Annotated in this window: 12 protein-coding genes; 1 reads left to right on the forward strand and 11 read right to left on the reverse strand. The window is 37.4% G+C overall.

The window, feature by feature from the left end; genetic code table 11:
- Positions 1–65: 65 nt before the first annotated feature.
- The 6 genes from pnpS to citZ all read right to left on the reverse strand — a co-directional run bounded on the left by pnpS (position 66) and on the right by citZ (position 7,037).
- Complete coding sequence (gene pnpS / locus G8O30_RS09575) at positions 66–1,826, reverse strand: two-component system histidine kinase PnpS (RefSeq protein WP_239671864.1); 1,761 nt, start codon at positions 1,824–1,826, stop codon at positions 66–68.
- Positions 1,823–2,539 (reverse strand): response regulator transcription factor, encoded by a 717-nt coding sequence (locus G8O30_RS09580; protein WP_239671865.1) that lies wholly within the window; start codon positions 2,537–2,539, stop codon positions 1,823–1,825. The genes pnpS and G8O30_RS09580 overlap by 4 nt, the downstream gene beginning before the upstream one ends.
- 302 nt (positions 2,540–2,841) lie before the next feature.
- Positions 2,842–3,315, reverse strand: a complete 474-nt coding sequence (locus G8O30_RS09585; RefSeq protein WP_239671866.1) for a MaoC/PaaZ C-terminal domain-containing protein — start codon at positions 3,313–3,315, stop codon at positions 2,842–2,844.
- A gap of 129 nt (positions 3,316–3,444) precedes the next feature.
- Entirely contained in the window at positions 3,445–4,383 is a 939-nt protein-coding gene (gene mdh, locus G8O30_RS09590) for a malate dehydrogenase (RefSeq protein WP_239671867.1), read from the reverse strand.
- A 172-nt stretch (positions 4,384–4,555) separates the two neighbouring features.
- A complete protein-coding gene (icd, locus tag G8O30_RS09595) occupies positions 4,556–5,824 on the reverse strand; it encodes an NADP-dependent isocitrate dehydrogenase (RefSeq protein WP_239671868.1) in 1,269 nt (422 codons plus the stop codon).
- Between the two features lie 97 nt (positions 5,825–5,921).
- Positions 5,922–7,037 carry a citrate synthase gene (citZ, locus tag G8O30_RS09600; protein WP_239671869.1) on the reverse strand — a complete coding sequence of 372 codons (1,116 nt, stop codon included), beginning with the start codon at positions 7,035–7,037 and terminating at the stop codon, positions 5,922–5,924.
- A gap of 422 nt (positions 7,038–7,459) precedes the next feature.
- Here citZ and ytvI point away from each other — a divergent pair, with 422 nt between their 5' ends.
- Positions 7,460–8,581: a sporulation integral membrane protein YtvI gene (ytvI, locus tag G8O30_RS09605; RefSeq protein WP_239671870.1), complete on the forward strand. Its 1,122-nt coding sequence runs from the start codon at positions 7,460–7,462 to the stop codon at positions 8,579–8,581.
- Between the two features lie 92 nt (positions 8,582–8,673).
- Here ytvI and G8O30_RS09610 read toward each other — a convergent pair whose 3' ends face one another.
- The 5 genes from G8O30_RS09610 to accD form a co-directional block, all read right to left on the reverse strand.
- Entirely contained in the window at positions 8,674–9,075 is a 402-nt protein-coding gene (locus G8O30_RS09610; RefSeq protein WP_239671871.1) for an FxsA family protein, read from the reverse strand.
- 190 nt (positions 9,076–9,265) lie between these two features.
- Positions 9,266–11,026: a pyruvate kinase gene (pyk, locus tag G8O30_RS09615; RefSeq protein ID WP_239671872.1), complete on the reverse strand. Its 1,761-nt coding sequence runs from the start codon at positions 11,024–11,026 to the stop codon at positions 9,266–9,268.
- A 32-nt stretch (positions 11,027–11,058) separates the two neighbouring features.
- Positions 11,059–12,021, reverse strand: a complete 963-nt coding sequence (pfkA, locus tag G8O30_RS09620; protein ID WP_239671873.1) for a 6-phosphofructokinase — start codon at positions 12,019–12,021, stop codon at positions 11,059–11,061.
- Between the two features lie 476 nt (positions 12,022–12,497).
- Positions 12,498–13,454 (reverse strand): acetyl-CoA carboxylase carboxyl transferase subunit alpha, encoded by a 957-nt coding sequence (accA, locus tag G8O30_RS09625; protein ID WP_239671874.1) that lies wholly within the window; start codon positions 13,452–13,454, stop codon positions 12,498–12,500.
- Entirely contained in the window at positions 13,447–14,313 is an 867-nt protein-coding gene (accD, locus tag G8O30_RS09630) for an acetyl-CoA carboxylase, carboxyltransferase subunit beta (RefSeq protein WP_239671875.1), read from the reverse strand. The genes accA and accD overlap by 8 nt, the downstream gene beginning before the upstream one ends.
- Between the last annotated feature and the right edge of the window lie 101 nt (positions 14,314–14,414).

The raw sequence follows: 14,414 nt of genomic DNA on the forward strand, positions 1-14,414 counted from the left end.
CATCATAAACCTGTTGTAAATGTTTTGTAAATTAAGGCAATCGTTAACTATATTTCTCCGTTCCTTTACTCTTTTGGAAAAGTAACGGTAAAAGTTGTACCTTTCCCAACTGTGCTTCTTACCTCAATTTTCCCTTTATGCGCTTCTACAAGATGTTTTACTATCGCAAGTCCAAGTCCTGTCCCGCCTGAATTTCTGCTTCTAGCTTTATCTACACGATAGAATCTTTCGAAAATACGAGATAACTCTTCTTTTTCCATTCCAATCCCTGAATCACTAACGACCACTTCCATGTTCTTTCCTAGGTCATTTGCCGTAACTACTACTTGACCTTCTGGTGGAGTATACGTTAATGCATTAGAGACTAGGTTTAAAAATACTTGCTTTAATCGGTGAGTATCTCCTTTGATGAAAATATTAGTAGGTGCTTCGACAACTAATTTCACTTGTTTGTCTTCCGCTTTTCCGTTCATTAAAAGCTTAATATCTTCTAACATACCAGAAACATTTACATCACCTATGTTTATTTGAAAACCTTGTTGTTCCATTTTAGATAAGTCTAATAAATCTTGTATTAAAGATTGAAGCCGTTCACTTTCTTCCAAGATAATAGATAGGAATTGAGTCAAAGCTTGTTCGTTGTGCATTGCACCATCTAGCAAAGTTTCAGAAAATCCTTTAATAGATGTTATTGGCGTTTTCAATTCATGCGAAACATTGGCTACAAAGTCTTTTCTCATTTGTTCTAATTTTTTCAATTCAGATATATCATGAAAAACTAATAAAATCCCTTTCCATTCATCGTTTGTACCAATAATAGGAGCACCATATACCTCAAAATGCTTGCGCTCTATCCCCATAGATAAATGAATTTGTCTTCTAATCTTTTGTTCTGTCATGAAAATTTCTTCTACCAATTGAACAACATCTGATTGGTTCATTGCTTCATGATAACGTTTATAGAGGAATTCTGAAGGATCTACTTGAAATATCTCTTTGTAAGCTCGATTAATCAGGACTATATACCCTCTACTATCAATTAGTACAAGTCCACTTCCCATGTTTTCTACAAGTGTTCCCAGTCGATCCTGGTGCATTTCCTGCGCTTTTACCATCTCTTGAAGGTTTCTGGCTAGAACGTTAATGGAGGTACTTAGCATTCCTGTTTCATCTAAGTGATTTTCATAAGTTCTAGCACGATAGTTTCCCTTCGCTAACTCTATAGCAACTCTTGTAGCAGATTCAATTGGCTTTGTGTATCGGGAGGTAATCCTTGTACCAAGTAGAATGATTACTACTAAAGCTAACCCCAATGATATCCCTAATATTATCCATATTTGATTATAGATTTTCTTCAACGCGTATATTTTTGTACTTAGGACTAGTATTCCTTCTTCTCCATTCATCTCTGTAGAAATATCTCTCCATACATAGAGAAGATCATATCCGCTGTTTACACTTTTTCGATGAGTTTGTGTATTATCTTCATTTGTTAGAATTTCCTTTATTAACTTTTTGTGATCAACAGATGAACTTGAATCTTCTAACCCACTGTCATATAGCATTGTGCCGTCCGCACGAGCTATGGATATTCGTAAGTCTAATTTATCGGAAGCACTATCCAGTTTTTGAACATCAATGTTACCTAAACCACCGTCTTCTCTGATTAAATCTGCTAAATAATAACTTTCTTTTTCAAGACGATCGTTAAACGTCGTAAAGTAATAACTTTTAAAAAGTTGTCCTAAAAGTACTCCAAGCCCTATTAGAACGACCATAATTAACGTAACAAGGGCGAATAGAAGCCTTGTTCGAAATCGAATCATGACTCTTTTGGCTCCTCAAGTTTGTATCCTAAACCTCTTATCGTTTTGATATATAGTGGCTTTTTCGTGTTTGCTTCTATCTTTTCACGTAAATGACTTATATGAACATCTACAATTCGGGTATCACCTGCAAAGTCATAGTTCCAAACAGCACTTAAGAGTTGATCTCTTGTTAGTACTCTTCCTTTGTTTTCTATCAAATACATTAATAGCTCAAACTCTTTCGGTGTTAGCTCAAGGTGTTTAGATGCAAAATATGCTTCATAATGCTCTGGAAACACTTTAAGTTCTCCAACTTGCATAAAATCAACTTCTTCTTCAACCGTCTCTTTTACAGATATAATTGTCTGAGTTCGTCTTAATATAGCTTTAACCCTTGCTACAACTTCTCTCGGGCTAAATGGTTTTGTCATATAATCGTCTGCACCCAATTCTAGGCCAAGAACTTTATCAAATTCGTCATCTTTAGCTGTTAACATTAAAATCGGAGTATTTATTTTTTGTTGGCGCAACTGTTTACATACTTCTATCCCATCAAGTTTAGGAAGCATTAAATCTAGCACAATTAAATCTGGTTCTAAGGAAAGTGCTTTTTCTCTTCCTTCTTCTCCATCTTCAGCTGTAAATACTTCATAACCAGCTTGCTCTAAATTATATTGAAGTAATGTTGCAATAGACGGTTCATCGTCAACTACTAATATTCTTTTACTCATGTTAACCTCCGATATGTACAAATGGATTTACGTTCATGTTTAAGATAAACAAAGTGGAAATAGTTGTCCAGTTTAAGTTACTGCTTCTATTATACTTTTTTTCGTTAAATAATTCACATGCAATTCATCAATTAGATTTCCGTCCTGAATATCGGCGCCATTATTAACTTATGGAGATTCCTCTAAGTACAAGTCACATAATGTGGCAACAATGAATTGTTACTTATCACGTAGCAAAAAAGCGCATGAATTCAATTACCTGAATCCACTGCGCTGATTAAACTATCACTAATATGTATTTGTTAAAAATTATCTAGGGCCGTACCAGTAAACTGTTTCACAGGGACTGGTGGGATCACAACAAATTCTCCATGAAGGATTTGATCTCCGCCTTGATTATTTGCATGAACTTGAATAATCACTTTCTTTGTAGAGTCTATCTTTTCTTTTACTTCAAAATGATATTGTATCGTTTCATAGTGATAAACTGGTTTCACAAAAGTGATTTGTTGTTCCGTTAGATGTGATCCTGGTCCAGGTAAATATTTTGAGATTGCAGAAGTAATAATACCTGTAAGCATAATTGATGGAACGATTGGTTTACCGAAGTCTGTTTGCGAAGCATAATCATGCTGGATGTATAATGGATTTGAATCATTTGTAAGGCCAAGGTACAACAGAAGATCTTTATCTTCTATTTTTTCTGTTAACTGAAGCTTTTCCCCAACTTGTATTTCAGAAAATTTCCTTCCAAGCTTTCGCTTTTTCCCTAACATCTTGACAACACCCCCACTATAATTGTAAACGTTTTCTTTTTGGATTTCAAAGTAAAGATCGATTAACTACATCTAGATATAAAAAAAGGTGCACGTATCAATCTATGCACCTTTCCTAAACAGCTTACTTTATGCTAATACCGTCATTACTTGCTTAACGGCATCTGCAGACTTTTGAAGAGCTGCCTTTTCATCTTCTGTTAAGTCTAATTCAATGATTTGCTCTAAGCCGTTACCACCTAGAATGGTTGGTACTCCTAAGTAAATACCATCAAATCCATACTCTCCTTCAAGGAAAGCTATTGTTGGTAGAACTCGACGTTGGTCTTTCAAAATTCCTTCTGCCATCTCCACTAATGAAGCAGCTGGAGCATAATAAGCAGATCCATTTCCTAAAAGATTTACAATCTCTCCGCCACCTTTACGTGTACGTTCCACAATAGCATCTAGGCGGTCTTTCGGGATAAGTGTTTCTAAAGGTATTCCACCTGCGTAAGAATAACGGACAAGTGGTACCATTTCATCACCATGTCCACCAAGAACAAATCCTGTCACGTCTTTAACAGAAAGGTTTAATTCTTGTGCAACGAAAGTACGGAATCGTGCTGTATCAAGAACTCCTGATTGACCAATTACTCTTTCTTTCGGTAATCCAGATTCCTTAAACACTGTGTACGTCATAGCATCAACAGGATTTGTCAGAACAATGATGATAGTGTTAGGAGAATATTTCACAATTTCTTGTGTAACACTCTTCATGATTTTTTGATTTGTTTGGACTAAATCGTCACGGCTCATACCAGGTTTACGCGCGATACCAGCTGTAATGATAACAATGTCAGAGTCTTTTGTATCTGCGTAGTCAGATGTACCGATAATAGATGCGTCGAACCCTTGTACGGGACTAGCTTCTAACATATCTAATGCTTTCCCCTTTGTAGGGTTTTCTAGTTGTGGAATATCCACTAATACCACATCAGATAATTCTTTTTGGGCTAATAAAAATGCCGTAGTCGCTCCAGTAAAACCTGCTCCAATAACAGAAACCTTTTTACGTTTATTCGCCATTTGCATTTCCTCCCTTTAGTAAGAGGCTGGGACAAAACCAAAAGAGATTGCAATTTATCTGCAAAACTATTATTTTTTCTCCTTGGTTCACTTCCTAACTTATAAAAACAGGTGCGTCTTTTAGAAAGAATGCACCTGTTTTGTATGTTCGTACCAGCCTCTAAATTATTTCTTATAGGTTTTCAATTAATGCTGTTCCGAACTCTGAACATTTAACTTCTGTTGCTCCGTCCATTAGACGTGCGAAGTCGTACGTTACAACTTTAGAAGCAATTGTTTTTTCCATTGAAGCAGTGATTAAGTTAGCCGCTTCGTTCCAACCCAGGTGCTCAAGTAATAGAACGCCAGATAGAATAACGGATGAAGGGTTTACTTTATCTTGTCCTGCATACTTAGGAGCTGTTCCGTGCGTTGCTTCGAAAATTGCATGACCAGTTTCGTAGTTGATGTTTGCACCTGGTGCAATTCCAATTCCACCTACTTGAGCAGCAAGAGCGTCAGAGATATAATCTCCATTTAAGTTCATTGTTGCTACTACATCAAACTCACGAGGGCGAGTTAAAATTTGTTGTAAGAAGATATCTGCAATAGAATCTTTTACAATAATCTTTCCTGCTGCTTCCGCTTCTGCTTGAGCAGTGTTTGCAGCGTCAGTACCTTGTTCTTCCTTAATACGGTCATACTGAGCCCAAGTAAATACTTGATCTCCGAATTCTTTTTCTGCTAATTCATAACCCCAGTTTTTAAATGCACCTTCTGTAAATTTCATAATGTTACCTTTATGAACTAATGTTACAGATTTGCGACCTTCTTTAATTGCATAGTTAATAGCAGCACGAACTAAACGGCTAGTTCCTTCTTCAGAAACTGGCTTGATTCCAATACCTGAAGTTTCTGGGAAACGAATTTTCTTCACTCCCATTTCTTCTTGTAAGAAGCTGATAAGCTTAGCTACTTCTTCGCTACCTTTTGCATACTCAATTCCAGCATAAATATCTTCTGTGTTCTCACGGAAGATTACCATGTCTGTATCTTCTGGGCGTTTAATCGGAGAAGGAACACCTTGGAAATAACGAACTGGGCGAAGACATGTAAATAAATCTAATTCTTGACGTAAAGCAACGTTAAGAGAACGAATACCACCACCAACTGGAGTAGTTAGAGGTCCTTTTATAGCGATAAAGTATTCACGAACAGCATCTAACGTAGCTTCTGGTAACCACTCACCAGTTTGGTTAAACGCTTTTTCACCTGCTAATACTTCTTTCCATTCAATTTTACGCTCACCATCGTATGCTTTTTCTACCGCTGCATCTAATACGCGTTGAGATGCTGCCCAAATATCTGGACCAATACCGTCTCCCTCGATAAAAGGAACGATAGGATTGTTAGGAACGTTTAGTACACCATTTGATACGGAAATTTTTTCTGCTTGCGTCATAAAAAGGCCTCCTTGAATATGTAAATGAAAGGGGAACATAAAATTCCCCTCTTTTCTTTAGCTTATCTCACAAACTTAAAACTTGTAAACTATCAGCTTAACGTTCTTGAATTGGAACGAATGTCTGAATACCTGGTCCATTGTAGTCTGCACGAGGACGAATTAGACGATTATTATCATATTGCTCCAAGATGTGTGCTAACCATCCAGACACTCGGCTTACTGCGAAGATTGGTGTAAATAGATCGTGATCAATACCTAGGCTGTGATATACAGAAGCTGAGTAGAAGTCCACATTTGGTGGAAGTTTTTTCTCTGCTGTAAAGATTTCTTCAATCTTCACTGACATCTCATACCAATGCGGCTCACCAGTTAGGCTTGTCAATTTTTCTGACATAGCTCTTAGATGTTTTGCACGTGGATCACCTTTACGATATACACGATGACCGAAGCCCATTATTTTTTCTTTGTTTGCTAATTTCTCACGAATGTAAGGCTCTACATTTTCTAGAGAACCAATTTCAGAAAGCATCTTCATTACTTGCTCATTTGCTCCACCGTGTAATGGACCTTTTAGAGCTCCAATTGCGGAAGTAACACCCGAGTAGACATCTGATAGAGTAGCAACACAAACACGCGCAGTGAAGGTAGATGCATTTAATTCATGATCGGCATGAAGTACTAATGCTTTATCAAATGCTTCTACAGCAATTGCTTCAGGTTCTTTACCTGTTAACATGTATAAGAAGTTGGCAGCAAAACCTAATTCTGGTTTAGGTGCTACAGGCTCTAATCCTTTACGGATACGAGCAAATGCCGTAACTAAAGTTGGCAGTTTCGCTTGTAAACGAATTGCTTTTCGTACATTTGCATTTTTCTCCATTACGTCCGCTTCTTCATCATATAGTCCAAGTAAAGAAACTGCCGTACGTAACGCAGCCATCGGATGAACATCATTAATAGGATACGTTCTAAAATGTTGAATTACTTGTTCAGGTAAGGATGCATTAGAAGCTAATTCTTTTTTAAATGCCTCAAGTTGTTCTAAGGTAGGAAGTGTACGATTCCATAATAAATAAATGACTTCCTCAAAAGAAGCATTTTCTGTTAATGTGTCGATGTCATACCCTACATATGTAAGAGTATCATCAATAATGGAACTGATTGACGAAGTAGTTGCTACAATCCCTTCTAAACCTCTTGTTGCTGTCATAAAAAACCTCTCCTTTACCGCTAAATTTCCCCAAGTTTTGATGGACTAGCTAAATTTTATTAACTAACTCCACTTTCTTACATTCCCCACTTGATCTAACAAAAATCATCTAACTGACCGAACGCTCGCTCAGTTTAGCAAAGCACTATTATTGAAAGCGTTACCACCACTAATGATAAATAATAGCGAACCATCTTTCAAGGGATACGCTTACATTTCCTATTATAAACAATTATCAGATTTTTGTGAATGAAAACACACAAATTATTCACAATAAATTTTCGCGCAATAAGAATTGTCTCTCTACTTAACTTCGACAATAACTATCATTTTACGCATTGCATGTCGTAATTCTTCTAGAGGAATCAGCGCTTTTACGTGGAATGTTTTTGATATAGTTCGTGTTTGGAAGGTGGAATTAAATGAATACAGTTGTTCTACAACGCCTTGGTAGATTAATTCTTGTTGTAGGGGGATTCCTACTACTCTTATATCTATTCTTTTGGAGCGCAAAACTTGCATATCCTTTTTATATCGCACTAGGAATAGCGTTTTTGGTAAATCCTGTCGTGACATACTTACAAGAAAAACAAAAACTACCGAGAACGTTATCTGTCATAGTAGTTCTTTGCTTTTTAGGTTTTTCACTTATTGGGATACTATTTTTTCTTATAACTGAAATTGTAGAAGGTGCAAATGTTCTTTCTCATATGGTACCTGTCCATATAGAGACACTCGTAAATTCTATAGAAGATTGGATTATGAACACCGTCATACCCTTTTTCAAACAAATGTTTAATCAAATTAACGTTTTATCTGCTACTGATGACCAATCTCTCAATGACCAACTAAGAAATTTAAGCAACCAGGTAATTGCTCAAGCAAGCCAATTCACTCAAGGTTTCTTGCAAAAATTACCTAGTCTATTTGCTTGGATCCCTAATGTGGCTACCGTTTTTATCTTCGCCATACTTGCTACTTTTTTTATTAGTAAAGATTGGTACACTTACTCAAGAAAAGTACATAGATGGATACCTGTAAAGGCGAAAAGTGGAACGATGCAAGTAGTGACAGATTTGAGGAAAGCGTTTTTCGGTTTCATCCGTGCTCAATTAACATTGGTTTCGATTACTGGTTTTATCGTGTTGGTAGGCCTACTAATTCTAAGGGTGGAGTACGTCTTTACAATCGCTCTAATTAGTGCAATTGTTGATATTTTACCTTATTTAGGAACTGGAATTTTATTCGTTCCTTGGATTATCTACTCATTTATTATGGGAAACATCTCACTGGGGATAGGGTTATCTGTTTTATATGTAATTATTGTTGTTCAAAGACAAATTATGGAGCCTAAGATATTATCTTCTAGTATTGGCCTTGATCCATTAGCAACATTAATTGCTGTCTTTGTCGGTTTTCAATTGTTTGGTTTTTTGGGTCTTGTAGCTGGGCCTGTTGTATTAGTCCTATTTAGTTCTTTAAGGAGAGCAAATGTTTTTGGAAATGTATGGAGCTACATCTATCATGGTTCTAATATTAGGTGATAGTATGGGACTCTTCTAAGAGTAAGCCACACCACGTGGCTAACGATGAGTTGTTACTGGTAACGCCACAAAAAGGTGGTGACGCAAATGCGTCACCACCTTTTATTTCCATTTATAATAATCGTGTTTCCATTTTGCATTCTATTTCTAAAAAAAGTGTATATTGGCTTCTTTAATGTTTTCCTTGTTACTGGTAACAATAAATAAAACCCTATGAAGTCTGTGATAAATCCAGGAGTTAATAGAAGTACTCCACCTACTAATACACATAAACCATCTACTATATAGTCAGCAGGTTGTTGTCCAGAAGCAATTGATTGTTGCAAGGCTATCCATGTTTTTTTACCTTGTTGTTTGGCCAAGTAAGCACCCAATACTCCGGTAGCAATAATTAGTAAAATGGTATTCATAACGCCAATGTTTGTCCCCGCTAGTAATAACACCCAAATTTCCAATGCAGGAATAATAATTAAAAATGGTAGTAAATATCTCATTTATACAACTCCTTTAAGGAATCCTACTACTATTGTACCTAATTTATGAGCTAATTAAAAGAAAACAGAACAATGCTAGGAAAATACAAAAGGTACATTCGTTTTGGAATGTACCTTTTGGGTATTATCTTTATAGTTTATTTAAATCTTGATACTGCACAATTAACACTTTTAATAAATAGATTATTAATTATAGTACGCTCGCACGACCGTTATAAACGATTCCTCGTGGTGCGTTTACTGTGATCTCTTGACCTGTTTTTAATACAGAAGTTGCTTGGTCAGCACCTACGATAACAGGAACCCCTAAGTTAATTCCTACTACGGCAGCATGACTTGTTAATCCGCCTTCTTCTGTGATGATTGCTGCACATTTCTCTAAAGCAGGCATCATGTCTTTGTCTGTTCCAACAGTTACTAGAATGTCACCAGTTTTTACTTGGCTGTTCGCTTCTTCAGCAGTTTTTGCCACTACTACGCGACCGTATGCAGAGCGACGACCTACACCTTGTGCTTTAAGAATGCTGTCACCAATTACATGGATTTTCATCATGTTTGTTGTACCAGACTCACCAACTGGTACTCCAGCTGTGATAATAATTGTATCACCTTGGCAAACTACATCTGTTTTTTCAGCTTGCTCAACAGCCATAGCTAACATTTCATCAGTAGTACTAGTTTCTTGTCCAACAGTTGGGTATACTCCCCAAACAAGTGCAAGACGACGTGATACGGATTCATTAGCTGTTACAGCAATGATTGGAGCTTTAGGACGATACTTAGAAATCATACGAGCTGTATGACCGCTTTCTGTAGGTGTTACAACAGCAGCAACGTTAAGATTTAACGCTGTGTGAGCAACAGATTGAGCTACTGCATCTGTTAAGCTTGGTTCAGTAGAACGGCTACGGTCTGAAAGCAGGTTTGTATGGTTCAAAGCTTGTTCCGCACGTGTTGCAATGCTAGACATTGTTGCTACGGATTCTAGAGGATATGAACCTGCTGCTGTTTCACCAGATAACATAATTGCATCTGTACCATCAAAGATTGCGTTCGCTACGTCAGACGCTTCTGCACGAGTAGGACGAGGGTTACGTTGCATAGAATCTAACATTTGTGTAGCGGTGATTACTGGTTTACCTAATACGTTACACTTTTTGATAAGCATTTTTTGTACTAGAGGTACTTCTTCTGCTGGGATTTCTACTCCAAGATCTCCACGAGCTACCATTAAGCCGTCGGATACTTCTAAGATCTCATCGATGTTATCCACACCTTCTTGGTTTTCGATCTTAGGGATGATTTGAATATGAGTAGCATTGTTTTCTTCCAATAGTTGACGGATTTCCAACACGTCAGATGCACGGCGAACGAAAGATGCAGCAATGAAATCAACACCTTGCTCGATACCAAACTTGATATCAGCAGCGTCTTTTTCTGTAATACCAGGAAGTTTTACAGATACGCCTGGAACGTTAACACCTTTTTTGTTTTTAAGTGTTCCTGTGTTCATTACAAGTGTGTGGATTTCTCCGTTTGCTTTATCAATTTCTGTTACTTCAAGTCCAATTAGACCGTCATCAAGTAAGATTTTAGATCCTACTTCTACATCGTCAATTAAACCTTCATAAGAGATAGAGAACTTTTCAGGAGTTCCTTCCACTTCCGTCATTGATACGATTGTTTTCGTACCTGCAACAAGGTCAAATCCACCGTTTACCATGCTATGCGTACGGATTTCCGGTCCTTTTGTATCAAGAAGGATTGCAACGTTCTTACCCGTTGCTTTTGCAGCTTCACGGATGTTAATAATACGAGCACCATGCTCTTCGAAATCACCATGTGAGAAGTTTAAGCGTGTTACGTTTAACCCCGCTTCAAATAACTTTGTTAACATTTCAATGCTTTCACTAGCTGGTCCAATAGTACCGACAATCTTTGCTTTTCTCATTTATATTTCCTCCTCAAATTTACCCTCGTATATTAAATGGATAATTCTTTCGATAAACGGTAGATATCTAAATCCACTTGGTGTTTCATCGCTAAAGCTTGAATGATATCGTAATCTACTAGCTTATTTGCTTCAATTCCTACAGCACGTCCACCCTTGCCATCTAGTAGAAGTTCCACAGCACGAGCACCAAGACGAGAAGCAAGTACACGGTCAGCTGCAGTTGGAGAGCCACCACGTTGGATATGACCAAGAACTGATACACGAGTTTCCATATCTGTTGCTTCTTTTAATTTCTCAGCAAATTCAGTTCCGCTCATTACACCTTCAGCCACTACGATTACACTATGTTTTTTACCACGCTCTTGACCTTTGTTTAAGCGAGCAACCACATCATCCATACTGAATCCTTCCTCAGGGATGATAATCGTTTCAGCTCCACCAGCAAGACCAGTCCATAAGGCAATATCTCCAGCATTGCGTCCCATTACCTCAATGATAAATGTACGTTCATGAGAAGTAGCAGTATCACGGATGCGATCGATAGAATCTAGGACAGTATTTAATGCAGTATCAAAACCAATAGTAAATTCTGTACCAGGGATATCGTTATCGATTGTACCAGGAACACCTACACATGGATATCCATGCTCAGTAAGCTTTTTCGCACCCATATAAGAGCCGTCTCCACCGATTACTACTAGCCCTTCAATGCCATGCTTCTTTAATTGTTCAATACCTTTTAGTTGGCCTTCTAGTGTCTTAAATTCTTCGCAGCGAGCAGAGTATAGCATCGTTCCACCACGTTGAATGATATCACCAACAGAACCTAATTCTAGCTTCTTGATGTTACCACTTATTAATCCTTGGTAACCTTGGTAGACTCCATAGACTTCAATATTATGATAGATTGCTTTACGTACAACAGCACGAACAGCAGCATTCATACCTGGTGCGTCTCCACCACTTGTCAATACACCAATACGTTTAACCATACATTTTCACCTCATTATGTATTCTCATGAGCATCTATTTAGAAGAAAACTCTTTATACACTTTTGTATTTAGTAAGTACTTATGACCCATTAAATAGAAATGTCGAAACTTATCAAAAAATGTAGTATGTTCGGGTCTTCACTAATATTTCTAAAATACCATGAAGCCCGCATCTTCTCAACTATTCTCGAAACATTGAACAAATAGACAAAATAGTCCGTCAAGTGAAAGCGTTTTACTTAGTATAAATTCCCAAATATTATCATGTGAAATATTTCACAGATATTTTATATTATTTCTGTACATCATATTTAGTAAACTTAAAACTAGTCAAGCTTACCTGTTAGCTTATGAATAACTTTTCAAAAAGGCCCAGTTCCGTCCTTGATACGTTATGTTGCCGACATCAAGTTGTTGCAGATCTCTCAACAAAGAAAAGGCACATTTAGTATGTGCCTTTTCTAGAATGTATATTCTATTCGCTTTGATATGCACCGATCTTTTTGAATTTCTCGTAACGATGTTGTACAAGCTCTTGTTTTGACATGGAGATTAATTGAGCTAATGATGCACGAAGTACTTCTCTCATATACTCCGCTTGTCTTTTAACATCCAAGTGCGCTCCACCGCGTACTTCTGGAATAATTTCATCAATAATTCCAAGTTGCTTTAAATCTGGAGCAGTGATCTTCATCGTTTCTGCAGCTACTTTTGCTTTTGATGCATCTTTCCATAAAATCGCTGCTGCGCCTTCTGGAGAGATGACGGAATACGTGGAGTTTTCCAACATATGCAAATGGTTTCCAACACCTAAGGCTAATGCTCCACCACTTCCTCCTTCACCAATAACAACACAGATGACAGGAATGGTCAGACCAGCCATTTCATACAAATTTCTTGCAATCGCTTCTGACTGTCCACGCTCTTCTGCAGCTTTACCCGGATATGCTCCCTTTGTATCAATAAAGCAGATAACAGGTCTATTAAATTTTTCCGCTTGTTTCATTAACCGAAGCGCTTTACGGTAACCTTCAGGATGCGGCATTCCGAAGTTACGTCTAATATTCTCTTTTGTGTCTTTACCACGCTGATGTCCAATAATTGTAACAGGTCTACCATCAAATCGTGCAATTCCACTCACTATTGCCTCGTCATCTCCGTACAAACGGTCACCATGTAATTCCACAAAATCTTCCATTAACAATTGAATATAATCAAGTGTAGTAGGACGTTCTGCGTGTCTTGCAACTTGTACCCTATCCCATGGTTTCATCGATGCATAAACTTCTTCTTGAAGCTTTGTTAATCTCTCTTCTAACCTCTTAATCTCTGCTGTGAGATCAACATCACTTTCCGAAGTAAAATGCTTTAATTCATCTATTTTTTGTTTTAATTCTATAATTGGCTTTTCATATTCTAATGTACTAACCATGGTTTACTCCCCCTGTGTGCATGGATACTATATTAGAGATGGTCTCCTTTAATTCTGTCCTAGGAATAACCGCATCAAGTTGTCCATGTTTTAACAGAAATTCAGCCGTTTGAAAGTCCTCTGGTAATTCTTCTCGAACCGTTTGCTCGATAACACGACGACCAGCAAAACCAATCAATGCTCCTGGCTCAGCGAAATTCATATCACCTAAAGAAGCAAAACTTGCAGACACACCACCAGTAGTTGGATGAGTCATTATAGATATAAAGAGATTTCCTTTTTGGCCAAAAGATTGTAAGGCAACACTTGTTTTAGCCATCTGCATTAAAGATAAGACACCTTCTTGCATTCTAGCACCGCCGGAAGCAGTAAAAATAATAAAAGGTATAGATCTTTTTTCTGCTTCTTCTACAGCAAGTGTGATTTTCTCTCCAACAACAGAACCCATACTTCCCATTCTAAATCGACTATCCATTACTGCAATCATCAAAGGGTTCCCACCTAATCTAGCTGAACCAACTACTACCGCTTCGTTAATACCTGTTTTTTGTTGGTCTTTTCGTACCTTGTCTTCATAATCAGGGAACCCTAAAGGATTGCTGGAGGTATAGTCTCCGTATAATTCTTCAAAGGAATGGGCATCTACAAAAGAATCTATTCTTTCACGTGAAGACATCGGATGATGATAGCCACAGCTCAAACAAACCTTCTCGTTTTTCTTTAGTTCTTTAGAATACATAATTTTTTTACAAGAAGGGCATTTCGTCATAATACCTTCTGGAACATCGTGCTTAGCTGCTTCTGAAGGGATCGTAGCATATTTCTTTTTCTTAGATTTCACAAATAAATCTTTTAGCACCTCTATTACTCCTTCCTTTTCGTAACGATTATCTATCTACTTTACAGAAGTTTTTGCTCAGTGTGTGTCAAAGCATGTCGAGGTGTTTTCGTCAAAATTCT

The sequence above is a fragment of the Mangrovibacillus cuniculi genome (assembly GCF_015482585.1).
GTDB classification, from domain to species: Bacteria; Bacillota; Bacilli; order Bacillales; family R1DC41; genus Mangrovibacillus; species Mangrovibacillus cuniculi.